Source organism: Turneriella parva DSM 21527 (assembly GCF_000266885.1).
Classification (GTDB): Bacteria; Spirochaetota; Leptospiria; order Turneriellales; family Turneriellaceae; genus Turneriella; species Turneriella parva.
In genome coordinates this window covers 3,758,055-3,783,420 of sequence record NC_018020.1, presented here as the reverse complement: position 1 = coordinate 3,783,420, position 25,366 = coordinate 3,758,055, and the positions used below count along the sequence as shown (strand labels likewise).

The 25,366-nt window shown below is 54.2% G+C and carries 25 protein-coding genes; 5 read left to right on the top strand and 20 right to left on the bottom strand.

Annotated elements, in window-relative coordinates; translation table 11 throughout:
• Positions 1 to 121: 121 nt before the first annotated feature.
• From TURPA_RS18255 to TURPA_RS18240, 4 genes are read right to left on the bottom strand one after another with little or no spacing between them, the layout of a single operon-like run.
• Positions 122 to 595 (bottom strand): Zn-ribbon domain-containing OB-fold protein, encoded by a 474-nt coding sequence (locus TURPA_RS18255; protein ID WP_169314428.1) that lies wholly within the window; start codon positions 593 to 595, stop codon positions 122 to 124.
• Between the two features lie 45 nt (positions 596 to 640).
• On the bottom strand, positions 641 to 1,795 hold the full coding sequence (locus TURPA_RS18250) for a thiolase C-terminal domain-containing protein (protein WP_014804742.1): 1,155 nt from the start codon (positions 1,793 to 1,795) through the stop codon (positions 641 to 643).
• The gene (locus TURPA_RS18245; protein ID WP_014804741.1) at positions 1,795 to 2,952 is read right to left on the bottom strand and encodes a thiolase family protein; all 1,158 of its coding nucleotides are present in this window, start codon (positions 2,950 to 2,952) and stop codon (positions 1,795 to 1,797) included. Before TURPA_RS18245 ends, TURPA_RS18250 begins: the two co-directional genes overlap by 1 nt.
• An 11-nt stretch (positions 2,953 to 2,963) precedes the next feature.
• The gene (locus TURPA_RS18240; RefSeq protein WP_014804740.1) at positions 2,964 to 3,437 is read right to left on the bottom strand and encodes a Zn-ribbon domain-containing OB-fold protein; all 474 of its coding nucleotides are present in this window, start codon (positions 3,435 to 3,437) and stop codon (positions 2,964 to 2,966) included.
• A 154-nt stretch (positions 3,438 to 3,591) separates the two neighbouring features.
• Here TURPA_RS18240 and TURPA_RS18235 point away from each other — a divergent pair, with 154 nt between their 5' ends.
• Positions 3,592 to 5,025: an alginate export family protein gene (locus TURPA_RS18235; protein ID WP_014804739.1), complete on the top strand. Its 1,434-nt coding sequence runs from the start codon at positions 3,592 to 3,594 to the stop codon at positions 5,023 to 5,025.
• Positions 5,026 to 5,032: 7 nt separating this feature from the next.
• On the opposite strand, the gene TURPA_RS18230 is transcribed toward TURPA_RS18235, so the two are convergent.
• The gene (locus TURPA_RS18230) at positions 5,033 to 5,827 is read right to left on the bottom strand and encodes a hypothetical protein (RefSeq protein ID WP_014804738.1); all 795 of its coding nucleotides are present in this window, start codon (positions 5,825 to 5,827) and stop codon (positions 5,033 to 5,035) included.
• A 93-nt stretch (positions 5,828 to 5,920) separates the two neighbouring features.
• On the opposite strand from TURPA_RS18230, the gene ahcY reads away from it, so the two are divergent.
• Positions 5,921 to 7,360: an adenosylhomocysteinase gene (gene ahcY, locus TURPA_RS18225; protein ID WP_014804737.1), complete on the top strand. Its 1,440-nt coding sequence runs from the start codon at positions 5,921 to 5,923 to the stop codon at positions 7,358 to 7,360.
• A gap of 65 nt (positions 7,361 to 7,425) precedes the next feature.
• On the opposite strand, the gene TURPA_RS18220 is transcribed toward ahcY, so the two are convergent.
• Entirely contained in the window at positions 7,426 to 8,166 is a 741-nt protein-coding gene (locus TURPA_RS18220; RefSeq protein WP_014804736.1) for a porin family protein, read from the bottom strand.
• Between the two features lie 2 nt (positions 8,167 to 8,168).
• Here TURPA_RS18220 and TURPA_RS18215 point away from each other — a divergent pair, with 2 nt between their 5' ends.
• Positions 8,169 to 8,741 carry a cytochrome c-type biogenesis protein CcmH gene (locus tag TURPA_RS18215; RefSeq protein ID WP_014804735.1) on the top strand — a complete coding sequence of 191 codons (573 nt, stop codon included), beginning with the start codon at positions 8,169 to 8,171 and terminating at the stop codon, positions 8,739 to 8,741.
• Positions 8,742 to 8,905: 164 nt separating this feature from the next.
• Here TURPA_RS18215 and TURPA_RS18210 read toward each other — a convergent pair whose 3' ends face one another.
• From TURPA_RS18210 to TURPA_RS22275, 8 genes are all read right to left on the bottom strand, one after another.
• Entirely contained in the window at positions 8,906 to 9,823 is a 918-nt protein-coding gene (locus tag TURPA_RS18210) for an MlaD family protein (RefSeq protein WP_014804734.1), read from the bottom strand.
• Positions 9,824 to 9,827: 4 nt separating this feature from the next.
• Positions 9,828 to 10,718: an MlaD family protein gene (locus TURPA_RS18205; RefSeq protein WP_014804733.1), complete on the bottom strand. Its 891-nt coding sequence runs from the start codon at positions 10,716 to 10,718 to the stop codon at positions 9,828 to 9,830.
• A gap of 1 nt (position 10,719) precedes the next feature.
• Positions 10,720 to 11,496 carry an ABC transporter ATP-binding protein gene (locus tag TURPA_RS18200; protein ID WP_217157595.1) on the bottom strand — a complete coding sequence of 259 codons (777 nt, stop codon included), beginning with the start codon at positions 11,494 to 11,496 and terminating at the stop codon, positions 10,720 to 10,722.
• Between the two features lie 85 nt (positions 11,497 to 11,581).
• Complete coding sequence (locus TURPA_RS18195; RefSeq protein WP_014804731.1) at positions 11,582 to 12,391, bottom strand: MlaE family ABC transporter permease; 810 nt, start codon at positions 12,389 to 12,391, stop codon at positions 11,582 to 11,584.
• Positions 12,388 to 15,027, bottom strand: a complete 2,640-nt coding sequence (locus TURPA_RS18190) for a TIM44-like domain-containing protein (protein ID WP_014804730.1) — start codon at positions 15,025 to 15,027, stop codon at positions 12,388 to 12,390. The genes TURPA_RS18195 and TURPA_RS18190 overlap by 4 nt, the downstream gene beginning before the upstream one ends.
• 46 nt (positions 15,028 to 15,073) lie before the next feature.
• Entirely contained in the window at positions 15,074 to 15,949 is an 876-nt protein-coding gene (locus tag TURPA_RS18185; RefSeq protein ID WP_014804729.1) for an HAEPLYID family protein, read from the bottom strand.
• Positions 15,949 to 16,854 (bottom strand): cation diffusion facilitator family transporter, encoded by a 906-nt coding sequence (locus tag TURPA_RS18180; protein WP_014804728.1) that lies wholly within the window; start codon positions 16,852 to 16,854, stop codon positions 15,949 to 15,951. The genes TURPA_RS18185 and TURPA_RS18180 overlap by 1 nt, the downstream gene beginning before the upstream one ends.
• Positions 16,854 to 17,900, bottom strand: coding sequence for a radical SAM protein (locus TURPA_RS22275; RefSeq protein ID WP_014804727.1), 1,047 nt, complete (start codon positions 17,898 to 17,900; stop codon positions 16,854 to 16,856). Before TURPA_RS22275 ends, TURPA_RS18180 begins: the two co-directional genes overlap by 1 nt.
• Positions 17,901 to 18,095: 195 nt before the next feature.
• On the opposite strand from TURPA_RS22275, the gene TURPA_RS18170 reads away from it, so the two are divergent.
• A complete protein-coding gene (locus TURPA_RS18170) occupies positions 18,096 to 19,829 on the top strand; it encodes a phospho-sugar mutase (protein ID WP_014804726.1) in 1,734 nt (577 codons plus the stop codon).
• A 24-nt stretch (positions 19,830 to 19,853) separates the two neighbouring features.
• On the opposite strand, the gene TURPA_RS18165 is transcribed toward TURPA_RS18170, so the two are convergent.
• From TURPA_RS18165 to TURPA_RS18155, 3 genes are all read right to left on the bottom strand, one after another.
• Entirely contained in the window at positions 19,854 to 20,225 is a 372-nt protein-coding gene (locus TURPA_RS18165) for a type II toxin-antitoxin system VapC family toxin (RefSeq protein ID WP_041948687.1), read from the bottom strand.
• Positions 20,209 to 20,460, bottom strand: a complete 252-nt coding sequence (locus TURPA_RS18160) for a ribbon-helix-helix domain-containing protein (protein ID WP_014804724.1) — start codon at positions 20,458 to 20,460, stop codon at positions 20,209 to 20,211. The genes TURPA_RS18165 and TURPA_RS18160 overlap by 17 nt, the downstream gene beginning before the upstream one ends.
• 86 nt (positions 20,461 to 20,546) lie before the next feature.
• Entirely contained in the window at positions 20,547 to 21,359 is an 813-nt protein-coding gene (locus TURPA_RS18155; protein WP_157210589.1) for a zinc metalloprotease, read from the bottom strand.
• A gap of 309 nt (positions 21,360 to 21,668) precedes the next feature.
• Between TURPA_RS18155 and leuA the strand changes: the two genes are divergently transcribed.
• Complete coding sequence (gene leuA, locus TURPA_RS18150) at positions 21,669 to 23,384, top strand: 2-isopropylmalate synthase (RefSeq protein WP_014804722.1); 1,716 nt, start codon at positions 21,669 to 21,671, stop codon at positions 23,382 to 23,384.
• Between the two features lie 62 nt (positions 23,385 to 23,446).
• On the opposite strand, the gene TURPA_RS18145 is transcribed toward leuA, so the two are convergent.
• Genes TURPA_RS18145 through TURPA_RS23720 form a run of 3 tightly spaced genes read right to left on the bottom strand, consistent with a single transcriptional unit; the run spans position 23,447 to position 25,221 of the window.
• Positions 23,447 to 23,725, bottom strand: coding sequence for a TMEM165/GDT1 family protein (locus tag TURPA_RS18145; protein WP_014804721.1), 279 nt, complete (start codon positions 23,723 to 23,725; stop codon positions 23,447 to 23,449).
• A gap of 46 nt (positions 23,726 to 23,771) precedes the next feature.
• A complete protein-coding gene (locus tag TURPA_RS18140) occupies positions 23,772 to 24,713 on the bottom strand; it encodes a phosphatase PAP2 family protein (protein ID WP_157210588.1) in 942 nt (313 codons plus the stop codon).
• The gene (locus TURPA_RS23720; RefSeq protein ID WP_014804719.1) at positions 24,685 to 25,221 is read right to left on the bottom strand and encodes a hypothetical protein; all 537 of its coding nucleotides are present in this window, start codon (positions 25,219 to 25,221) and stop codon (positions 24,685 to 24,687) included. The genes TURPA_RS18140 and TURPA_RS23720 overlap by 29 nt, the downstream gene beginning before the upstream one ends.
• Positions 25,222 to 25,366: the final 145 nt, after the last annotated feature.

Genomic DNA, 25,366 nt, shown 5'->3' with positions numbered 1-25,366 from the left:
CGCGCGCAAACGCAGGCGGGACTTTTTCGGCCGGCTCTACGGCACATTCATAAAGGGAGACTGGTTCTCAACCCTAATTAATCTCTGGGTGAAATCTGGTCGTGACCCGGCGCGAGGCGGGTCACTCCACTAGCGTGAAGTGTTTGATGTCTTTCAGAGAATTGGTCTTTTTGTCAGAAAATACGGCTTTTACCCGGGCGCCGATCCATAAACGCGATTCATCCTCAGGTACTTCAAGAAAATGCTGAAAGTTGTTATCGGCCCCGTCGAGCTTGAAAAAGCCATACCCATAAGGCACCGGCTTTTTTTCGCCGGTTTCAGGGTCCAAGAACTGAAAGCGCAGAATCGTGAAGCTGACGATTTTGCCCTCTGACGCTACCGGCACGAGTTCGTCCATTGCGGTAAAGCAGGGGCCGCAGACCTGGCGCATCGGCACATACACCTTTTTGCACTTTGGGCAGCGTATGCCGGTGATGCGGTGGTTTTCAGTGAGTTCGTGCAAGAACTTGCTGCCATAGAGGCCGACACCGTAACCATAGGGCTGCGACCCCTCGCCGGAGCTCATTGAAAATTGACCTTGTTTGTTTTCTTCCATATTTTTTTTCTTTCGCGCGTGGCTTTCGCCACGCGCGAAACTCCCTTAGGGTTTCTGCGCTCCAAAAAGCAGCAAGTCAGTCCAGAAGCAGCCGCCGAAGCCGGTGGCCAAGGCGACCTTTGCGTCTTTTACCTGGCGCGCTTCGGCGCGGTTCTGAATCTGCAAAGTCGCTTCGGCAACGCGAATGAGGGCAGTTGCGCCAATCGGGTTACCGCAGATCGGGCCACCCGAGGGGTTGATCGGCAACTCACCATCCATGTCGGTGACGCCGTCCCACAAAAGTTTGGGGCCTTCACCGGGTTTGCAGAGCCCTAATGATTCTATCCAGCTGAGACCCGCGTACGAATACGGCAGGTACATTTCGATCACGTCGAGCTGTTTCAGCGGGTCGGTGATGCCGGTTTTTGAGAACAGCTCTTTCGCAGCGCTCTCCATCGACTTGAGACCATCGAGGCTGACGTCAGTGGTGAAAGACGCGTTGTGCCGCACCGAGGTGCCGAGCACCCACGCAGGCTTGTCACAAATTTTTTCGGCGACATATTCGTCGGCAAAGATCACCGCGCACGCGCCGTCGGTGCGCGGGCACATGTCGAGCCAGTGCAATGGGTCGGCGATGAGCGGCGATGCCATCACTTGTTTAATGGTCGTCTCTTTTTGTACGTGCGCAAACGGGTTGTTCGCGCCATTCTTGCGGTCGCGCACGACGACGCGGGCCGCGTCTTCTTTCTTGTGGTTATGGCGTGCGAGATACGCTTGCGCTTCGACGGCAAGGCCACCGATGGCACCGGCAAAGACGAGCCTGTCCCAGATGGGGTCGAACGCCGTGGTGATCGCAGCCGTCGTGTCCGATTCGGTGTTCTTTTCCCACCCGATCACGAGCAGTTTTGAAAAGAGACCCGATGCCACCATGTGGTAGCCCGCGATCGCGAGCGTTGTGCCCGTCGTGCCCCCGGTTGTGAGTTTAATGACCGGTTTCATCGTGCCGCCGGTGCCGGGCACCGACCATGAATCGACATAGTTGATGCCTTCAAAGTGGTCCATGTTGCCGATGACGATGCCGTCGATATCGTCGATCGTGAGCTGCGCCGCGGTCAGCGCGCGCGTCACCGCTTCAGTGATCATCTCTTGCCCGTTGACGTCGCTGCGCCCCCCGGTATGGTAAGTCTGGCCTGAGCCGATGACTGCAACCCTGCGTGCCATTAGATTGAACTCCCCAGTGCCCAGACGCAGTGCGCCTGCCCGCACGGCCCGTTGATGCCATGCGCGATCGCCGTGTTGATTTTTTTGTCGAGCTGGTGTGCACCGGCATCGCCCCTGATCTGTAGTGTCGCCTCGATCATGCGGATGAGCCCCGCGGCGATAACCGTGTGCGCCGACAAAACTCCGCCCGAGGCGTTTACGGGCAAGGCGCCGTTAATTTGCGTAGCGCCACTTTTCATGAATTCTGCACCTTTGCCTTCGCCGCAAAAGCCCAGGCCCTCATACCACATGAGCTCCATATAGCTGAATGCATCGTAGATTTCTGCGAGGTCAACGTCTTTCGCGGGATTCTTGATACCCGCCATGCTGTATGTCTTTTCGGCAGCGAGTTTAAGGGCAGGTGAGCGCGCGAGGTCGCGCAGGCCAAGATCGTAAGCGTCTGAATAGAAAGCCGCGCCTTTGATGTAGACAGGCTTGGCTTTGCCGCCTCTAAGGCTGCGTGTGAATTCGTCGCCTGAGATAATCATCGCCGCCGCGCCGTCAGATATGGGCGAGACATCAAAGAGCTTCAATGGGTCGGCGAGGCGTCGCGAAGCCATCACGTCTGCCACGCTCACCTTTTTGGCAACCTGCGCGTATGGGTTCTTCAGCGCATTTCCATGGTTTTTCACCGATACTTCGGCAAAATCTTCTTCTTTTGCGCCAAAAGCATGCATATACGCGCGCGCCTGCATAGCGGCGGATGTCAGATTGTCGAGGCCGAGCGGGCGGGTGAAGATCGGCTCGAACATGCCGTTCGTGATAAGGTTCGTGTCGCTTTCAGAGCCTTTGCTGTGCGCGACGACGAGGGTATTCTTATAAGAACCTGAGAGAATACGCGTGAGAGCATAGTGCGCGCCGAACGTGCCATCGCCTTCGACGGTCGACACATTCTTTTCATAGGCGCCACACGCATCTTGTATCGCCATCGATGATATGGTTCTGCCATCCCAAAAGTCGTTCGAGACGGTGACGATGTTGTCGATGTCTTTGATTTCAATGCCCGCGTCGGCGAGCGCCGCGGTGGTGACTTCGTACACCATTTCGGCGAAGTTCTGTTTTACGTTGCGGCGCAGCTGTTTGGTCTGTGCCACGCCAATAATTGCTGTTTTTTCCATGTGTAATTTACCTATTGCTTATTTTCGCCCGTAGGGCGAAAATAAGCAATATCCAAGATATGGCCCTCGCGTGTTTCTTTAAATACAGGCTCAACACGTAAGCCGATTTTGACGTTTTTGAAATCCACCTCACCTAAAAGATGCGGTAGCGCCTGCGTTGCGCCGTCGAGTGTGATGAGAGCGTAAATTCTGGATTGCTCGGGCAATGCCGCGCGCGAGTCATAGCTGCGCTCAGTAAAGGTCGTGACGGTGCCGGTTCCCGAAAGCTCGAGCCATTCTGTGATCGGTTCGAGCGAATAGGGTGAGTTGAGTTTTGGCGGGCAGAAGACCTGCCCTGTTTTCGGGCATTTGTTCGCGAGAATTTTTTTGTCGTCGCGCAGCGCGCGCAAAAATCGCGAGCCCGTGTCGCCGACCGACCAGGTGTAGGGCACCTTGATCTTGCTTTCGTGTACAAGGTAATTTACCTCGTTTCGCCAATCGCTCATGGCGGGTATGCTCGAGAATCGCGGACATTCTGCAAAACAAAAAGGTAAGCGATAATTGATGGCCATCAATTTGATATGGCAGCAATGCAATGAGTAGCTTTACGGCTCGTCTTCGTGATGCATCGGGTCTGTAACAAACCATCAGGGGTAAGCCATGAAAACTCACTCAACCAAAATCAGATTTCTCGCCATCGTGCTGGCGATTGCCTCGGTCACTGCACTCGGGGCACAAAAACCGAGAAAAGGGCCGATCAAGCCAGCGGGCGTCGTTGTGGCTCCCGCGACACCTGCAGAACCGCTCAAGGCAGCAACCGCTGAATCTGCTACCTCGGTGACGGGCAGTACACCTGCGGTTACTGCAAAATGGTATGACAGTGTGAAAATTACCGGCATGGTGCGGGTGCGACCTGAAGTTAAAGAGAATTTCGCGTTCGATGCAGGTCAGCGTTATAATTTCGTTGGCCAGAAGGTTTGGCTGCGCGCCGAAAAAGAGTTCGACGACAAGACAAAACTTGTTATCACCCTGCAAGATGCGCGTATCTGGGGCGGTCAGAATCCGACAATAACCGATAGTTCTACTGAACAGCAGGCAACCGATATTCGTGAAGCTTACGTGCAGATGAAGAACTTTTTCTATACCCCATTCGATCTGAAACTGGGGCGCCAAAAGCTCGAATTCGGTGAGGAGATGCTCGTCGGGTCGCTCGATTGGTCAAACGTCGGTCGGTCTTTTGACGGTTTCAAACTCACCTGGGACAAGGGGATAAATAACTTTCAGGCTTTTTCAACCATCATTCAAGAGTCCAACTCAAATGACCTGAACAATACGGCGAATTCGCTGAACAAGCAAGGCATGTACTTCAGCGGTTTTTACAACCAGGTGAAATTTCACCGCGGGTTCATGGTCGACCTTTTTGGTCTGGCGCGCAACCAGGATGTTGACGGCCATTCAAATCAACTCTATACGGGCGGCCTGCGTTTCAGTAACCGCACCGACGCGGGTAACAAGACGCCAGCCGATATGTGGTTTGATTATTCAATCGAAGGTGCGTATCAGGGCGGACAAAAAGCCGGCAAAGAAATTCAGGCATACGGCGCAGTTGCTTTTGTTGGCGTTAAGTTTGATCTCGGCGTGAAGATGCGTTTTGGTGGCCAGGGAGCCTATTCGAGTGGTGACCGCAACCCAAACGATGGTAAGTACGAAACATTTGATTCACTGTATCCCACACCGCACTACCAGTTTGGTCAGGCCGATATGACGAGCTGGCGCAATTTGACCGGCGGTGGACTCGATTATACTGTCTGGTTTACCCCAGATTTCAGTGTTAAGCTTGATTATTGGTACGCGATGCGTACAAGCGGCAATGACAGCTGGTATTCGATCGGCGGTACACCCTACGCATCGGCTGCGCTCGGTACGGAAAAAGAGCTATATCAAGAGGCGGGAGTGCTGATTAACTACAAACCCCGCGACTATCTGATGTTCCAGTCGGGTTATGCGTACGCTATGCGCGGCAAAGCAATGAATGCAGCGAACAAAAGCGGTGATTACCAGTTTGCCTATTTCATGTCGACGTTTATCTTCTGAGATCCACCTATTTGCGCCTGCCGATCAGATAAACTCCGCTGAGCCCCGTGCCCGGCAGGTAGTTCCAGGTGCCGGCCTGCCAGACAAACGATCTGCACTCTGGCACATCAGCAAGGCTCAGCAGTTCATCGGGTGTGTAACCGCGCAGCACGCTGGCGATGCTGTCCCAGAAGAACATAGAGGGTATGACGGGGGTCAGGTTACACATCGCGAATGCGAACGGGGTGCGTTGCCTGAGCAGCGGATAAATCTGCGTGCTGAGCGTCGCGCCGATCGGCACCGACATCAGGTGCCAGAGATCGCGCTGAAATGGATCCATGATACAGATGCCGTCGCTGTTCTTAGCCGCATCTATCAGAATTTTCCGGGCAAGGTTCGGAGAGAATTGGTGAAATGCCGATAGCAAGCTGCGCACGGGATAATCCGCATCCCGCCTGCTGTTCGTTGCATCGGTGCTCGCCGATTCAAACTCAAGAATGCCCGGGTACTGGAGCTTGAGGTTAGCATAAACTTCATTTGCAGGATACAGATCAGTAAGTTTCATTTTCACCTTAAGGTTGTCGGCCCGCATCGCGTTTAACAGCGTTACACCTGGACCACCGGCCCCTGAGCATAGATCCAGAATGCCTTCCGCGCCGGTTGCTTCAAACCAGCGTCGAACGATGGGCAACGCCGTTGCATACACACCACCAATATCTTGCGTCCACGAGAGAATCTCGCGAAACAGCACCTTTAGGTCATCAGGTACCCAAGAAAGTTCGTGGCTTTCAAAAGTGTCAATGCGGGCGGGTAGTGTAAGCATGAATAAGGATCGGCGGAAATCCGTACAGATTGCCTATCCGAATTTCAAATCCTCCTTGACAACGTATCGATATATTGAAATGTATCGATACGTATGAAAACACCAGAAGCAACCGCTGGCTCGACCAGCAACGCCGACTACAAAGTCGCCGATATCAACCTGGCCGATTGGGGCCGCAAAGAACTCGACATCGCTGAGCATGAAATGCCAGGCCTCATGTCGCTGCGCAAGAAATATGGCCCCGAAAAGCCATTGAAGGGCGCAAAAATCATGGGCTCGCTGCACATGACGATTCAGACAGCGGTTCTGATTGAAACACTCAAAGAACTCGGCGCCGATGTGCGCTGGTGCTCGTGCAATATCTTTTCAACACAAGACCACGCTGCGGCAGCAATTGCGAAAGCAGGTATTCCGGTATTTGCCTGGAAAGGTGAGACGCTTGAAGAATACTGGTGGTGCACTGAACAGGCGCTGACCTGGCCAGACGGTTCAGGCCCAGACCTGATCGTCGACGACGGTGGCGACGCAACTATGCTCATTCACGACGGCACAAAAGCTGAAAAAGACCCGAAGTTTGTCGATCAGCCAACTGACAACAAAGAATACAAGATCGTTCTGAACCTCATTCGTGAAAGCCTCAAGAAGTCGAAAGACAAGTGGACGAAAATAGGCAAAGCAGTGCGTGGAGTTTCAGAAGAAACAACTACGGGCGTCAAACGCCTCTATTCAATGCTCGAAAAAGGCGAGCTGCTTTTCCCGGCGATCAACGTCAATGACTCAGTCACAAAATCAAAATTTGACAACCTCTATGGCTGCCGCGAATCACTAGCCGACGGCATCAAGCGCGCAACTGACACGATGATTGCCGGCAAAGTGGCGTTCATCGCAGGCTATGGCGACGTGGGCAAAGGTTCAGCACAATCGATGCGCAACTTTGGTGCGCGTGTGATCGTCTCAGAAATCGACCCGATCTGCGCCCTTCAGGCAGCGATGGAAGGTTATCAGGTAGCGCCGATCGAAGACGCACTGGAAAGCGCCGACATCTACGTGACCACCACGGGTAACAAAGACATCATCACGCTCGAACATATGAGCAAAATGAAAGACCAGGCGATCATCTGCAATATTGGTCACTTCGACAATGAAATTCAGATCGAAGCGTTGGAGAACATGAAAGGTGTGACACGCATCAACATCAAGCCGCAGTACGATAAGTACATCTTGCCGAACGGCAAAACCATTTATCTGCTGGCCGAAGGCCGACTCGTCAACCTCGGTTGCGCAACGGGCCACCCATCATTCGTGATGAGCAACTCATTCACCAACCAGACTCTTGCCCAGATCGACCTCTGGAAAAACCGAGACACAAACAAGATCGGCGTAACGCGCCTGTCAAAAGTTCTCGATGAAGAAGTTGCACGCCTGCACCTCGAGCGCATCGGTGTAAAACTGACCAAGCTCACCAAAGAGCAGGCCGACTACATCGGTGTCGATGTTGCAGGTCCTTATAAGCCTGAGCATTACCGTTATTAATTTTCCTTCGGAAAATTAATAACGGTAGCAAGATTAGAAATCCCCGCAAGGGGATTTTTTATTGGCTAAAAACTCAACGCGACGGCGAGTCCCGGCCGAAAGAAGTACTGCTGCCAAACTACCGAATCAGAAACGAGCAAATTAGGGCTACGTATTTCGGCGTAGAGCCATGCGCCTTCGGCAAAAACCTGCAGATCAAGACCTGCGGCAAGGTTGATATTCGCGCCGAGCGTCAGGTTCGTCATGAATCCCCATTCGTTGAACTTGTGGTAGCGGTTTTCGCTGCGGGCGTCGGCACCGTTTGTCGCAGTCACCAGTGATTCGAGCGCGCCGAAGCCATAGGCAGGCCCGGCGCCGGCTTCGATGAAAAGTAAGTTATCGACGAAGTTAAATCGATAGCGCGCCAAAAGCGGTACCCAGGCGAGGCCGAGGCTGTATTTGCCAGAAGAAAGCTGGTGGCTGCCCCCGAATGTGGTGTTCATGCGGGTGAGTGCATCGTCGACAATTGCCGAACCGGGCTTCGACAGCGCGCGGGCATTCATCGCCGAGACGAGGCCGAGCGAGCCGCCGAAACCATGCCCGCCATTGACGAAAAAGACTTTGCCGCCATAGTCGGTGAAGTTGTATTCAGGGGCCAGGTTTGAATAAACCTTTTCGAGGCCGGCGGGCATTGCGGCCGTCGCCATGGAGTAGCTGCCACCCACCGCGACGAGATAGTTGGCATCGGCGTTGACCCCGGTCGCCGCCAGGCAAAGAGCGAGTGAAATTCTATTTATGCCGCGTCTGAGTTTTGCTAACAAGTCCATATATGAGAGTTCTTCGGGTCACTGGCGCATTTGCTGCGGCGCTGGCAATTTTTATGGCGCTGCCGCTTTATGCACAGAGCGCGCACAGCCGTCTGAACGCCCCGGCGCTGTTGAAGCGCTTCGACAGCCTTTCGCGCCAGCTCATGTGCACCTGCGGCTGCAATATGCCGCTCAGAAACTGCAACCATACGGGTCACTGCAATGCCTGGCCGCAGCGCGACGCGCTTGACAAGCTGCTGTTGTCTGGCGCGAGCGACGAAGAAATTCTTAAGGGTTTTCAGCACGGCTTCGGTGCGGTAGCAGATAAGGGGGATGCATTCGCGATGGCGCGCACGCCCGACTATGGCTATATGCAGGCCCAGTTCAAGAATGGTTTCGGTTCGCAGATCATGAGCATACCGCAGAGTAACTATCTGGGTGTTTTTGCCTTTCTGGGTTTTGTGCTCGCTGTGGGTGTCGCTGCGCTCTTTATTCGCAAAAAGCGCAAGAAAACCGATGGAAATCAGACATTGCAGCTGCTCGACGACGAGCACCGTGCAGCGTTATTGAAAAAGATCTCAGCTGAAGAAAGTTGATGGCCTAGCAGGCTCCGGAAAACTCCCGAAAAAGCGAAAAGCCTCGTCGTTTGCAAAAACAAACGACTGCTAAAGCGCGACGTCGCTTGGCAGCAAGCGACTTTGCTGCTTTTCGCTTTTTCGGTTCCGGGAGCCTGCTAGCAGTTTCCTTCTTCAGGAAACTGCTACCGTTCGCGGCAAGATTCTTTGTAAATAATCACCCACGGGCGTTCTTGAATACACTTGATAAACGAGCGGCTGTATTCGATTGTCTGGCGAATGTTGTCGCGTAAGACCTTGCTCTCGTTGTTGAACTTGCCGAGGCTGCCTCTGTTATTCGACAGCGCCTTTTCGAGCAGTTCAAGGTTCTGGGCCATGCTCGCGCTGTTGGCTACCAGCTGCGTGAGGCTCTGCTGCTGCGCCGTCAGAATTTCTTCGCTGTTGCGTGCAATCGATGACAGGTTTTCTTTCAGGGCATCAAATTGTCCTGATATGGCTTTGAAATAGTTGGTCGCCCCCGATGCCGTAGCTGCGAGGTCTTCGCGGTTTTCGGCGACGATGGCATCGATGTTGTAACGCAAAAGCGCGGCCTTCGCCATGATCTCTTCGGCTACTTCGCCAGCGCTTTTGCCATCGAACCAGCTTGAGAACGAAAGCATCATCTGCTCGAATGACGGTGGCGAAATACCGCGCACGACCTGCCCGGGAGCGATGAGGGGCTCATTGGGTTTGGGCTCATTAAATTGAATGTTGATGTATTTCTGGCCCATTAGGTTATTGCTGAATATCGAAATCTGCGTTTCGTTGCTGAGGGGCATGGCATTGCGAAGCGCATTTTCAAGATAGATGCGCACATAGGTCTGGCGATCGCGCTGAAAAATATCCTGTACATAGCCCACCTGCCTGCCGCCGGCGAGCAGCACCTTGGCATTACGCGTCAGGTTGCTCAGAAATGAAAAAGCGATGTCGATGGTGAAACCGGCGCGCGCGGTGTGAATGCGCGCTCCGACGATTGCGGTGAGAGTGATAACCAGAAAGCCGGCAAGCACCCAGGCACCGGCACGAATCGAGGCTCGGCGTGTGGCATCGAGATTCGGCTTCATGCGCTTAATTGCTCTTGTTCAAAAATAAAGATGGATTTTCTTCGAGTTTGCGAAACAGCTCACGCGCATGGTACGCGGCTTCATTGGCGTTTTTGTAGAGTTCTTCGTCTTGTATCAGCTTGCCCACCGAGCCGCGGCCTGAGTTGACGCGCTGCGTGATCAGGTTCAGGTCGCGCGAGATTTTCGACATGTTTTCGAGCATGATCTGAATATCTTGCTTGTTCTGGTTTGAAATGTCGGTGAAGTTTTTGGACAAAATATTCAGCTTTTGCATCAGTGTGTCGAGCTGCGCAGAGAGCGAGGTGAATGATTCGCGCGCCTGCTTTATCGTGGTTCTGATATCCCCCCGGTTTTCGTTCACGATGCCGTTGAGATTTGCCAAAAACGTCTCGGTTTCTTTCATGATTTCGGCGAGCACCTGACCGCCGTTCTTGCCGTCGAACCAGCTTGAAAACGCCATCATCATCTGGTCGATCGAAGGTGGGTCGATACCGACCCATTCGTCGCCGTCGGCGAAATAAACCTCATTGGGTTTTTCATCGGGTATGGTGATGTTGATATATTTCTGGCCCATGAGGCCTGTCGTGTAAATCGCAAAGACCGTTTCGACGCGTTTGGGTATTTTGTTTCTCAGGTCTTTGTTCAGCGAAATTGTGACGAACGTCTTGAGATCTTTCTGAAAAATCTTCTCCACGTAACCCACCGGCAAACCACCCGAGATGCGCACCGGAGCCCCGGTTGCCAGGTTGTTGAGAAATCTGAACTTCAGGCTGAGGCGCATGCCTTCGCCCGAAACCTGCCAGCGGCCAAGAATCGCCAAAAGAGCGATAAACGTCGCGAGCGACACGAAGGTCATGATGCCGACGGCGATGCGGGTGCGTTTGTCTTTATCCATATCAGAGAATCGGAATCGGGCCGTCTGCTGAACCTTCAACGAATTGCCTAATCACAGGGTCATCCGATTTTTTGAAATCATCGGGCGTGCCGATGAGGCGAAAGACCCCATCGTATAGCATGGCGACTCTGTGTGCCGTGCGAAAAACCGAAGCCATATCGTGAGATATCACAATCGAAGTAACGCCGGTTTTTGCGTTGAGCGTCTTGATGAGGTCGTCGACCGCAGCGCCGAGAATCGGGTCAACCCCGGTGGTGGGTTCGTCATAGAGCACAATTTCAGGGTTCAGCGCAATTGCGCGCGCGAGGCCGACACGCTTTTGCATGCCACCCGATAATGCAGAGGGATTTAGATTTTCAACGCCTTTAAGGCCGACCATGGCGAGTTTTTCTGTGACGAGTTCTGCGATTTCTTTTTCTGGCAGGCGCGAAAACCGCCGTGGCCCAAAAGCCACATTCTCAAACACCGACATGGAATCGAAGAGGGCGGCCATCTGAAACAGCACGCCCATTTTGCGCCTGAGATTATTCAGCTCGGCGTCGTCGGCCGCGTGCACGTCGATACCGTCGATATAGACCGTACCCGCGTCGGGCTTCAGTAATCCGGTGATGTTCTTCAAGGTGACCGATTTGCCCGAACCACTCTTGCCGATGATATAAATTATCTCGCCGCGGTAGATGTCGAGGTCTACACCGCGCAGAACGTGTTTGCTGCCGAAACTTTTATAGATTCCCGCGAGCTGCACATGCGTCTCGCGGGTGGGGGCCGGGGAAGTCACTCTCCCCACCCCCCGACCCCCTCCCCACATGTGGGGAGGGGGTGCCGTAGGCGGGGGTGGGGACATGTAAGAAATAGCATAGATCTTACAATCCGAACAATTGAAAAATATATGTAATAAAATAATCAGACACAATGATCATCATAAACGAAAACACCACTGCCTGAATCGTCGCCTGACCGACACCCTCTGCGCCCCCGCGCGCGCGAAAGCCCGAGAAGCATGAGATCAGCGCGATCTCAGCACCAAAGAAAAAAGTTTTGCCGACGCCTGAGATCAGGTCTTGGCTGCGCACGAGCGTGCGCGCAGAATCAAAGTAAAGATTATACGGAATGTCGAGACTGATGTTTGAAATGAGAGCTCCCCCTAAGACCCCGACGACGATTGCCATCACGGTAATCATGGGTATACAAAATAGTGCCGCGAGAAAGCGGGGCACCGACAGATAATGAATCGGGTTGGTCGCGAGCGTCGAGAGCGCGTCGATCTGTTCGGTAACTTTCATGGTGCCGACTTCGGCGGCGATTGACGAGCCGACGCGGCCGGCGAGCAGAACTGCGGTCAGAACCGGCGAAAGTTCGCGCACCATCGCGAGCGCGATACCGCCGCCCATAAAAGTAGAAATGCCCTGAATTTGCTGTTCCATCGGGCCGCCGAGCTGCAGCGCCATGACCATGCCCACAAAGAAAGAACTCACCACGCCGACGGGAATCGACTTCACGCCGATTTCGCCCATTTGGTAGAGCAGGTTGCGCACATCGAATGGCCGGGCGAAAACATAGCGAAAAGTCTGGCCGGCGAAAATGGCAAAACCGCCGATCGCTTCGAGCAGTCCGAGCACGCCGCTGCCGATGCTGTCAAAAATGGGAATAAGTGTCTGGTGAAAGCGTTTCATTCAACTTTGGTTTCGACTGAGTCGAGAAGCCAATCTGCATTTTTGCCCTGTATGGGCGAGTGACAATATGAACACTCGATGCTGTCGGTTTCGGGCAGCGGCGCTCCGCATGAGGCGCAGCTGTGTTCGGCGAAGCCCGCATTATTCAGGTGCGTGTTTTGCGCACGCAGCGTGATGACCGATTGCCGGTGGCGTACCTTTGTATTGGGCAACGCAGCTGCCGACCACTTGATGCGCACTTTTGCAATCGCTTCGCTGCTGTTTGCTTTGAAACTCTCCAGGTCTGCCGCGCCGACTGCGATATCGTAGAGGCTCTGCGGCTTCAGCTCGCCGGCGAGGTAAGTGTCGGTGGCGTCGCGCACGATATAGTTTTTATTCTGTGTCAGCGCCGCCATAATGTCGCGCCAGAAAACAAATGACGCGCGGTCTTCAATGCGATCAGAACTTGCACTGGTGAGATTCTGGCGGGCGCCCGGGCCGCGGTACTCGCTGGCCTGCGTGATTTCAGCCAATACCCAGTCAAAAGTGCCAGAGCCGGCGATGGCGCCGCAACTTTTGCATTTATTCAGCTCTCCTTCACCTTTAAAGGGGGTGCCGCAATGGCTGCAGCTGTCGATTCGATCGGGGTGGTCAGTGGTGGCTTCGCGCCGGCGCATAAAAGAATAGAATTCGGTAAATGGGTTCAGCGGTGCCTTTTTTGCCGCACGCAGTGCATCGTCATCGGGGCGGCCAATTTTGGCCATGATATCCCGGGCCGCAGCATCCATGCGCACAGTAAGGCAGTCGAATTCTCCCGATTTGCTGTGTGCCACAACAAAGAACCGGCGGATCTCGAAATCAGCCATAATATTCCTGCGTTTTTCTAGCTCGCGCATGATTTTCAGCTGCAGCCGAAATCGGTTATAGACCCCCTGCGACAGGTATCGGCGGCAATCGCGCATATCGCCTGCACACCAACTGTGCTGAATACGGGTGGCGATTTCAGATGCCCGGGTTCGAAATGCTTCGAGATCAAATTTCGCATCGTGCTTGAGAACCTTGTCTATCGCCGCTGCCTCTGTTTTTTGCAGCATCGCCCGCTCTTTCGCATTCGCGGCTTTTTCGCGCAGGTAGCCGACAAGCCTGAAGGAGAAAATAATGCCAGCAACGGCAAGCACGAGATAAACAAGCATAAAAATCAGGTGTAGCCAGCCGGGCTTCATTCCATACTTCCAGTAGTGGCGCAGTTGGTATGTGAACTCGGTCCACGCATCGGGCTTGGTTAATGAATCATAAGGAGTAAAAATCCTCACGACTATTTCACTTTCTATTGCAGGTTCAAGCAGCTTCACTTCGGCGATATTACCGGTCTGCGTGAAGGTACTGAGCAGCTGTTTCTCGTGCTCGCATGTATAGCTGTAAGTCCAGTTATCTTTGCAGAGAATCACTTCTGCCAGAATCTTCTTCTCGAACGGAAGATGAATTTTGATGCTGTTGTAGTCCGTATAAAGTGCCTTGGCTGAAGAGGCGTTCATGCCACCGATTCTGCTTATTGGCTCGAGCGAGCCGATGGCAATATCAAAGTATCCTCCGCGCTCTTTGTCGGCAAAGGTAGGCAGCAGATCTGCGGTTATGGATTGCGATTCCCTTGCCGAGTAGAGATTCGCATTCACGGCATAGCGTTCAAATTTGCCGAAATAGGCGCCGCTTGTTCTTGCGACAAAAGTTTCGCGTTCGTTGAGTATGGGCATGTACCACAGCTCGGGTTTACCCTTTATTGTGAATGAAAGCTGCAGCGTAGAATTCTGCTGAATTTTAGCCTCTACATCAGCTTCTTTGAACAACCCGACAACGCCAGGTTGGTAAGGGTCAGCGGGCACGACGCCAGAAATGATGAGGCGCGGCTTATCGATTTTCTTGCCTGCAACCAGAATGCAGGGTGAACCATTACCTTCGCAGGTTGCAATTATCTTGCCGCCTATCGACGAATCGTAGAGCCAGGCCCTGGAGCCGGGGGCGAGTTCAGTGAGCGTCACATTGGCTGTTTTTGCGGAATCGAAACCAAAATCGAATACCCAGTAACCCGGGATGCCCGAGTAATAGACGCGCTCCATCTCGTAGTCAAGAGTTGCTTTAATAGGCCCGGAGTCGGGTTTGACAACTTCAAACCCCAGCGTGTTGCTCGTGCGGTAGTCTTTCTTAAGATTGCCCGTTACGGTGTGCCCGGGCCAGACCTTTTGCGCGAGCCGTCGCCCTTCGACCTCCCGGGAATAGACGTTCTTGGGGTTCTTGTCATACGCAATGAATTCAAGATTCTCGCTCAGACGCACACGCCCCCGTGGCGTTAAAGTGACCGTCGCGGAATACGCTTCAATTTTGCTGATGGGTAGTTGGCGGTAGGCAGGTGCACTGTATGAAGAGCTGCTGCCTGAGTAACCCGATGACGACTTGTAAGAAGAACCCGATGACGAAGGTCGGTATGAAGAACTGCTCGAAGACGATCGATAACTGGATGAACTCGAAGACCGACTCGACGAGGATGAAGAACGCGACGAACTGCTGCTGCTCGATGAACGGTAGCTACCGCCGCCGCCGGCACGGGCAAAGAGGTCTGTGGCAAGAATGAATATCAGGGCAAGCGAAGCGAAGCGTGGCACAACTAAGTCCTGATTCTGGCAGCGCCATGTAAAGAGAATATGGTGCCTAACTCAGCTCATAGATGAGGCGCACAAAGGTGCTCATGCCATTACGGCGCATGTTGTCCGGCAAACCAGCCACGAGCCCGATAAGCAGGTTATGCGAAAGCTGTAAACGAATCTGCGGGCGAAAGGTAATTGTGCTGCGCCTGTTCGCAATCTCCTGATTCATCTCTAATCCGATGAAATGCCGGGTGCCTGAAAGCATGTAATGAAAACTGAGGTTGTTCTCCCAGGTTGTATATGACTCTGGTGCAGCAGTGTGTCGGGGGCCGGCGTAGAGTAGGGTGTGCCAGTTGTTGCTCCAGCGATGGGCAACGACGAAGAACGGATTGTAAAGATTGCCAATAAAACCGGTCTGCGTGTTGTCTGCAATCGCCGGCGCCCGTAAGAACTCGTGCAGGTAACCTACCGCGGCGCTGGTGGCGTACCTTTCAGACACCAGAAAGGTGTACTGCGTCGCCGCTTTGACGGAATTTAACCCGTCAGTGCGCGGTTGGTCGAGAGTGCGTTCTGCGTACTGCGTCGTCTGGCTAAAAGGAAGTTCGAGCTCAATACCGAGGCGGTTGATCGGCGCCCATTCAATCTCAGCAAGGTAATCGAAGCGCGCAAACTCCCGCTTGTCCTGCACACCGTAGCCCAGGTTGACTTCGAGCTCGCCAGCACGTGCGCCCAGGTCACGAATCAGATCGATGTACAGCGGTTCGGCATGCAATACCTTATCCACAACTTCGTTTTCCGGATTCTCGATTTCGGCGATGTACTCCGAATCGAGTTTTTTTCGGGTCTTGCTCTCAGACTCTTCAGCTGCAACTGTGTTGCCCGCAGAAAAGAGCAGTACAGGGATAAGTACAGGTAGGATTATTCGCTTTACTGGTGCCATCAATGATGCTGGTGTCTGTCTTCGCTATTGCAGCAGAATTCGATTGTGGTGTGCATAATGCCTCTGCCCCTCGCCAACTCTCTGATCTCGTGTTTGATATTCCGCAGCGCTGAAAAGCCCAGCTTATCAGAGACAATCACCTGCATCGTTAAGACATGGTTTTGCCCATCGAGAGTCCACAGGTGAAGATCGTCGAGATCTTTGACGTGTTTCAATCCACGCACAGCCGACTCAAATTCGGGCAGCTTGACATGACCAGGAACCTCCAGCAACAGAATGCGTACCACGCTGCGCAGATTCTTGTAAACGTTAAACAGTATAAAAAGCGAAATGCCCAGCGATACGAGCGGGTCAAGAAACGGCAGATTAAAGAAGATCATGACGATACTGCTGACGAGCACGGCTATCCACCCCAATACATCTTCGAGCAGGTGCAGATAGACCGCGCGTTCGTTCAATGAATGGCCTTTTTTGACGCGCAGTGCAGCAAAGCCGTTAATGGCAACACCCAGAACTGCGAGCAACAGCATCCCTTTTGCGTCAGCCTGTTCAGGCTTCAGCAGCCGCTCGACCGATTCGCGTATCACGAGTGCCACGCCGATCAGCAGCACCGACGAAACAACCAGAGCTCCCAATAAAGAAAAGCGCCGGTAGCCATAGGAGTAATATTCGTCTCGAGGTTTGCCCGATATTTTTTGCAGATACCAGGCGACACCGAGGGAAAAAGTATCGCCGAGATCATGCAATGCGTCAGATAAGATCGCGACGCTGTTGGTATAGAGACCGCCGACGAGCTCAATGACGGCAAAGCCGAGGTTGAGCGCGAGCGCGAGCAGCAGATTATTCGAGGCATGTTCGTGGCCAGGCCCATGGTGGTGGTGCGAATGGTCGTGGTGGTGTCCCATTATTTGCCGCAGACGCGCGCGCAGACTTCAAGACGGCCCTTACTGCCACTGGGCCACCTACTCGAAATTTCGCGCTGGAAGAAATCTCCCATGACGATTGTTTCGGGAGAATTTTTCAGGCCGTCAATGCTTCCCGAGGTCTGCAGTTTATTAAACTCGGCGGCGAACTGCCGCGTCTCTGCGTTCTCGGGGTTATGCAGCATTCCCGCAAGCCAGCAGCAGGGAAGAACGTACCCCCGCGCCGAGATGTAGAGGCTCTTCGACTCAGCTACCTGGCAATGAATTTCGCGCGAGGCCAAAAAGTCGGCATAACTCTGGTGTCGCTCTGCCGCGCTTTGCAGTTCGCCCGCTACCGGGTGGCGATGCTCGGTGGCCACCGGTGGGGCCAGCTCTGCCTCAGTCGCTCCGCTGCGGTGGCGCACGGGGGCCGGCACATCGGCGCTGACGGCTTCGCGCTTGAGAAACCGCGCGGTGCGCTTCACATTGAAGGCGGCAAAACCCATTTCAAAGGCGAACCCGCGCGCCGCTTCGACCTGGTGCTCGTTGTGCGCGAAGACTATAAAATCCCATTCGGCACGCCCACCCGCAGCGATGAACGCCGCGGCATTTTCCATAATCTTCGACCATTCGGTATTGCGGCGGTAAATCGCGTTCGTGTCTTCGAGGCCGTCGATGGCAAAACGCGCATAACCGTGCTGACCGGTGAGATGCGCAAGCTCAGCCCACCACGACCTATCGCGCAGGCTGCCGTTCGAGTGCACACCAATCTGCAGATCGGCGGAGCTCTCTCTCAAATAGCTGACTATCCCAAGAGTTTCGGCGGCCGCCGCGGCGTCACCGTAGTTGCCGCAGAGATAGACCTTCTTCAGCTGCTTCAGGAAATCTGCTGGCAAGAGCTGCCTGACCTGGTTCAGCGAAAGCTCCGCCATGGTGAGCTTCGGGTTCAGGACACCGCCCTCGATGCGGCGGGGGCATTGCGGGCAGGCTGCATTGCAGCGCTCGGTCACCTCGAGGTGGACTTGCTTGATGTCGGAAAAAGAATACATGAAAACGTAGAGACAGCCTTCAAGGCTGTCTCCGTTTTACAATGATATAGTTGAGAGACGCCCGTAAAGGGCGTCTCTACAGATCATAACGCAATAGCCCAATACATTTCTATTTGGCCCCGAATGAATTCGGCGCCAAATTCAAGCACAAACGATTCTGCTTTACAGCGTCATTTTTGCCTGCAGATATGGGGGATGTCTCTCACTGCTGAGGAATATTTTCAGAAATTTCTGCAATCCCCCCTGACCGCCGCCGAAAAAGCGCAGCTGCAGGCCGACAAGTCCCGGCTCATCGCAGAACGGGCGTTCGACGGTGAACCGGCGTTCGGCACCGGCGGCATGCGGGCGATCACGGGACTCGGTACGAACCGGTTGAACCTGCAGAATATTGCGCGGCTCAATCTCGCCGTGGCGAAATATTTCAAACAGGGCAAAGCCTCACCGCTGCTGGCGATGGGTTATGACTCGCGTCTCACGTCGCCCGAGTTTAGCCGGCTCAGCTACCATATCCTGACGCAGAATGGCTTGAGGGTGAAAATCTTTCGCCGCCCGACGCCGACACCTTTGCTCTCTTACGCAGTGCGCGAGCTCGGCGCCGATTGTGGCGTCGTGCTGACCGCATCACACAACCCGCCGCAGTACAACGGCTACAAAGCCTATGGAGCCGATGGCGGGCAGATCATCTCGCCCGTCGACAAAGAGGTGCAGAAGTTGTTTCTCGAAACCGGCTACGACGTTCTGCCGGCGAACCTGCACGAGCTGGCGGAGAAGGCGATTCCCGAAGCCGACCTCATCGAAGAAGAGATTTACCAGTCATACATCAGCCGCCTCAAAAAAGAGATCTTCTACACCAACAAACCCAAGCGAGCGCGCATTCTTTATTCGCCGCTGCATGGCACCGGCGGCTGGTTGTTCGAGCGGGCGTTCAAAGAACTCGGCTATGATTCATTCTCTGTTTTGCCCGAACAGGCAAAGCCCGACGGCAATTTCCCCACGGTGAAATCACCCAACCCCGAAGAACCGGCGGCGTTCGAGCGCCTGCTGGCGGCGGCTAATGCAGCTCCCAACAAACCCGACCTGCTCGTGGCAACTGATCCTGACGCAGACCGGGTAGGGTGTATGCTGAAGACGGCCACGGGTTACCATTTTCTCACGGGTAACCAGATCGGCTCATTGCTATTAGAGAGCATTTCCCGTAAGAGTGTAAGGGCAGAAAATCTTCTGCCCCAACAGCGCAAGAATCCGTACATCTGCAAGACCATCGTCACCACTGAATTGCAACGCCTCATTGCCGACGGCTATGGTATAAAGACCGTTGAAACGCTCACTGGATTCAAGTATATTGCAGAGCAGGTCGCGAAAGACCCCGAGAACTATCTCTTTGGTGGCGAGGAAAGCTTTGGTTACCTGCCGATACACTGGGTACGCGACAAAGACTCGCTCTCATCGGCGCTCGCCCTGGCAGAACTCGCCGAAGACGAGAACCTCGTGCAGGCCCTGGACGCGATCTACATACGCCATGGGCTCTTCCATGAACTTCTGCACAGCATTGACCTCAGCAAGAACCCGTCGCTGCTACCTGAGACTCTCGCGAAGCTCGCCGATCCCAAGGCGTTTGCGGCAAAGGTCGATTTCGGCCGCGAGGTAGTGGATATTCTCGACCTGCGCAAAGGTGCTGCAGAACCCAAAACGCAGGCCGGCCGCGAACTGCAGCAGCAACTCGGTGAGGCGGATGTCATCCAGTTCTGGTTAAAGGATTACTCGCGGCTAACAATCCGCCCTTCTGGTACTGAACCCAAAATCAAGGCATACCTGAGCCTCATGGGCAAACAGAAGCCGACGGCTGCGTCGCTTGCCGCTGACAAAGAGGCGCTCAAGGCAGAGGCGGAGGGAATTCTGAAGAAGTTTTTAACCGCATTGGGAGTGTGAGCTGACGCTCATGGGCCTGGTGCCTTAATAGGGTTTGCGCAGCCCGGGGAACATGGGGAAGTGTTTTAGGTTTAGAGTTACCAAATTAAGATCGTGAATCCGGGCTGTGGCTGCTATCGCTGCATCGCTAATATTCAGGGAGTGCGATTTCCGAAACTTTTGCAGGTAGTCCCCTGCTAATTCGGCAGCGCCGACATCGAAGGGAATAATACGATAGCTTTCAACCAAATCTTTTACTCTTTGGCGCTGTTGAGCCGATCGTATACCCGCAAAAAGTTTGCTGACAGTCACAGCCGAAATTGCTGTGTCCGCAGGCAAAGTCTTGCCAAACAAAATAGCTGCCGGCAGACCACGCAGCTGATCGATCAGTATGTTTGTGTCAACCAAGATCTTCAATGCGGCTGTTCCATGATTTGCGCAAACCTTCGAAATCAAAATCATTGTCTTTCCACGTGCCCGCTACTTCATCGAGTATCTCGGCACGGGTCTTTTTCTTCTGCTGCTTCTCGAGATGCGCATCGATCGCCTCACGAATGATCTCGCTGCGCTTTTTCTTCGTCTTCTTGCTGAGTGCAGTCAGAGCCTTGTGTTCATTCTGCGTCAGGTAGACCTGTGTGCGCTTCATCGCCATAGCCACATATATGTCGGTGTATACATCATGTCAATTATGCTGTCGATTCCCGCCTGTGTGGCAACGACAGGCAGCGCTGCGGGCCTTCAGCGCGTGAGCTGGTTGTCGGTGACGACTTTATCCCATATGGGGTCTTTGGTCTTGCGGAATTTCTTTGCGTAGGCGTCGCGCCGCTTCTTGACGGTCGCTGCCTGCGAGGGAGTGTAGAGCCAGCCCGCTTCGCCTTCGGGTAAAGGTTTGCAACCTTTGCTGAAATTCATCACGTTGGGGCGACCGGGTTTTGCCTTGGTGGGTGGGCATGAATGTCCGAGACCAAAGGCATGGCCGAGCTCGTGCAGAAACACCCGCTGGTCTTTGAGAAAGCGTTCCCAGTTAATTTGCGCAAATGGCATACCGTTGACCCGGCCACCGTATGAGAGCTTGTCTTTATCATGGTGCTTAATGAAAATGGTAATGCCCTGCGGCGCGCGTACGCGCAGGTCTTTGCATTTCCAGTAATCGCCGTAGCGGGTGTTGGTGCGGTTCACTATCGATTCATAGATCTCGGGGCAGGTCGAATTCTTGATGACTTCAAGGTCGGCGAATGAACGAATCTTGAAGCGCGCGAGGTTCTCGCCGCCTGTCGAGGCAAACTTTTCGTTAAGCAGATTCTCAATTTGCTGCAGCCGCTCAGGTGTCGCGCCAGCCACGGCCTTAGGGTGGTCGGTCATAAGCACAAAATGCAAAGCAAACAGGGGGAGTTCTGGTTTGCTGAGCGCACTCGTGCCGCCTTTATATTCGGACGCAGAACGTTCTGCCGGTTCGCCGGTAGCCTCAGTGTTGCCGGCGTCATCGGCATTGATGAACGTCGGCATGATAATTGCCTGGCACAATAAAAAGGCTATTGCAGTTCGCTTCATCAGCCATCAGGCCATGGCTGGCTTGGCTGGCAAATAAATTCGCAAGGCCTTAGGGAACGGTGAATTGCCATTGCCCCCGCATTAGTTCATGGGCAATGGGGAGAATCTTCAAAAAACTTGCCGGTATGTCGAACATGTATATATTACCAGCATGGTTCGACAAGGCTCACCACAAGTGCCGATGACTTTGTCCCTCGAACTATACCTATTGCCCCGACTATAATGTGCCATAGGTCGGTTAGACTACCCAACCGAACCCTATGGCATTGCGGCGCAGCAAGCGCCATCCAATAAGCATTCGGAGGCAATATGAAACATGAAATAGTTAAAAAATACCAACCTTACCGGCCCGTCGATCTGAAAGACCGTACCTGGCCCAATAAATCTATCACCACGGCACCCCGCTGGTGCAGCGTCGATTTGCGCGACGGCAACCAGGCGCTCGTCTACCCAATGGAGATTCCCGAGAAGGCAGAGCTCTTTAACCTGCTCGTGGCGGTCGGCTTCAAGGAAATCGAGGTCGGCTTTCCGGCGGCGGCCGATGTGGAGTACAATTTCTTACGCTACCTGGTCGATAACAAGCTGGTACCGAATGACGTCACCGTACAGATTCTGACGCAGGCGCGCGAGCACCTGATTCGTAAGAGTTTCGATGCACTCGCCGGTGTGCACCGGGCAATCGTTCACATGTATAACTCCACCTCGACGTTGCAGCGGGATGTCGTGTTCGGCATGAGCCGCGAGCAGATCAAGCAGCTCGCAGTTGACGGAGTGAAGTTGGTGAAGCAGCTCGCGGTCGAGTACCACAAGAAGACCGGTACCATTTTCGACCTCGAGTATTCGCCAGAAAGTTTCACCGGCACCGAAGTCGACTTTGCCGTCGAGATATGTGCCGCGGTCATGGACGTATGGGAGCCCACGGAGCAGAGCAAGGTGATACTCAACTTGCCCAGTACCGTCGAGATGACGACACCGAACCTGTACGCAGACCAGATTGAGTACTTTGTGCGCAACATACCGCGCCGCGACCTGGCGGTGATTAGCCTGCACACACACAACGACCGCGGCTGCGGCGTGGCTGCGTCAGAGCTGGGACTCATGGCAGGCGCTGACCGGGTCGAGGGCACTCTTTTTGGTAACGGTGAGCGCACCGGCAACTGCGACCTCGTGACCGTGGCATTGAATATGCTGACTCAGGGCGTTGATCCGAAACTCGATTTCTCGAATATTAACCAGGTTGCCGAAGTGTACGAGCGCACCACGCGCATGAACATTCACCAGCGCCACCCATACGTGGGCGAATTGGTCTTTACTGCTTTCTCAGGATCGCACCAGGACGCGATCAATAAGGGATTGGCAAAGCGCAAGCAGGCAGAGCACGAAGGCAAAGCGATTACCTGGGCCGTTCCGTATTTGCCGATCGACCCGCACGACATTGGTCGTACGTACGAATCGATCATCCGCATCAATTCGCAGTCGGGCAAGGGCGGCGTTGCATACGTTATGGAGCACGATTTCGGCTGCCGGTTGCCGAAGACCATGCACCCCGAATTCGCCCGTGTCGTGCAGGTTATCGCCGAAAAACAGGGCGGCGAAGTGATGCCCGCCGAGATCAACACCGCCTTTGAGAATGAATACCTGAAACGCAAATCGCCGCTTGAGCTCGCGGGTATTTCTGCGATTGAAGAAAAGCCCGACAGCGGTGAAGTAAATCTTAAATTAAAGATTCACTCCAACAAAGCCGGATTTCTGAAATCGGGTAATGGCGAATACGAGGGCAGGGGCAATGGGCCGCTCGATGCCGCGCGCGATGCGATTCAAAGCGCCACGAGCGGCAGAACGCAGTTTCAGATCAAGAACTACAGCGAGCATTCGCTGGGAGAAGGTTCTGACGCGCGTGCGATCGCGTACATACAGATCGAGCGCGAAGACAAGTCCACGTTTTACGGCGTGGGAGTCAGCCCCAATATTTCGCGCGCTTCGATCGAGGCGCTGTTCTCTGCTGTGAACCGTGCGTTTGGTTGATTAAAGCTCTCCACCCCCGCCCGCTCCCTGTCTGCAGCGAGCGGGCGGCGGTGGGGATTGATTCAGGTGCCACTGCGCACGAGAGTGAGTACGCCAATGGCGATGAATCCAACGCCAGCCGCGATATGCAATACTTTTTCCGGAACAAACTTGCCGATGACCTGACCCGCCAGTACACCGATACCGGCAGCGAGAACCAGTGCGCACGAAGATGCGGCGAAGATTACCCAGCGCGAATGCTGATCGTTGGTCGAAAAAAGCATGGTCGCGAGTTGGGTCTTGTCGCCGATTTCGGCGATAAAAACGGTAGTGAAGACGGTTACGAAAGTCTGATACCACATGCCGGGTGGTTGGCTGCCGCAGGCAGGGCGCAAAGCAGAATACGGCTCACCAGTACCAGGTCACCGATGCGGCATATCTGCCATTGCTGATCGTCGGCGAGATGAAAAAGCCCAGCGCCTTCTGTTTTCTACGATAGGCATCCACCTCATCTTCTGAAGTACCGTTCTGGCGGCGTTCATATTCAGCACGAAAGTTTTTGCCCGTGATGTAGCCGATCGTTGTGCCGATGATTGCTCCCGCCACGACCTCTGAAGTCCAGTGGTAGTCGCCTTCAATCATGCCAACGCCGATAGCCGCTGCAATCGGGTACCCGACCCAGGGAATCCATTTGTGTTCGGGGTAGTACGCGTGCTGCGAGGCGACGAAAGCAAACGAAGTGGAGGTATGCCCCGAGGGATACGAATGGCGAAAGCGAAAGTTATCGATGCGCTCATCGATGCTTGGGAAAAAATCGTCAGCCAAGGCAAATTCGCCCGGGCGGTGTCTGCCGGTAATTACCTTAAGCGAACCGACAAAGCCGCCGTTCAGCAGCACTGCCTGCGTCGCCGCCGCACCCGCGCCGGTAAAGCGCCGGTGGTCTTGCCAGACGCCGATCAGATAGCCAGAGATACCGAGAACGAAAGATGTGGCATCGCCGAGCCGCAGCATCGCAAACGCGAACGGCTGACCGAGCGGACTTTCTTTCTGGAAATAAGTCTGTATGTCGCGGTCGGCAGGCGTCTTGACCATCACCACAGTTGTGGCGAACGCGCCAAGGTGCAAGTAGGTCGAAGTACCCCAGAAACAATCGGTCGCATTCTTGCCCAGAATGCTGAACGGGTGCAGTGCGGCCGGTTTTTCATACGTCGAAAAATCGAGTCGCGGTAGTTTCTCCGCTGCCGGGGTGTCAGAACCTGCTGCCAGCAGAAAAAAAAACAAAACGGCAAAAATGCGAATTTGGGGTGTCTTTACGGGGCTTTCAGAACGAATAACCAACAGAGCCCCCAAGCCATGGCAGTCGGCGCGACTCGATGCCGATGCTGTCGATGCCCTGGTACAGATAGCACATGGTGCGCACCACGATGCCCCCCACATCGGGAAAATACGCCACGCCGAAACCCACCACCGGCGTGAAAGCCTGGCCAGTCGCTGTCGCCCGCACCCCGGTGCGCGCAGTGCGCTCGTCACCGATCACGAAATTGCCGCCAAACAAGATCTCGGCAAAAAAAGGTTGATCTTGAGCGAGGGGCCACATTGCCGAAAGCGAAACAGGCAACAGATGAAACGCCGCCGTTGCCCCGCCCGAATTACCCGGCGGAATGCTCAGATAACTATACCCCGCATTGGCCATTGCCAACCGGTTGAAACGGTAACTCAAACGCGCAGCGTACCAGATGCCCTGTCCATACGATTCAGCTGCGACAACGTAGCGGGTAAATGGCAGAGTGGGATTTTTCCCGTTCGCGCTGCCGCTATCGGCCAGCACAAGACCGGGCGCGACCACAATCAACATCATTACCGCTAAATGGCGCATCGGGCTGAACAGGCATCGACTTCAAGTGCCCTGGCCAGTCGAGGTTTTTTCGGCTGAAAGGCTGTTAGCACTTTCATTCTCGTTGACAGCGTGTTTAAACCTCCGTTTTTGCGGCCTCACGCCTTTT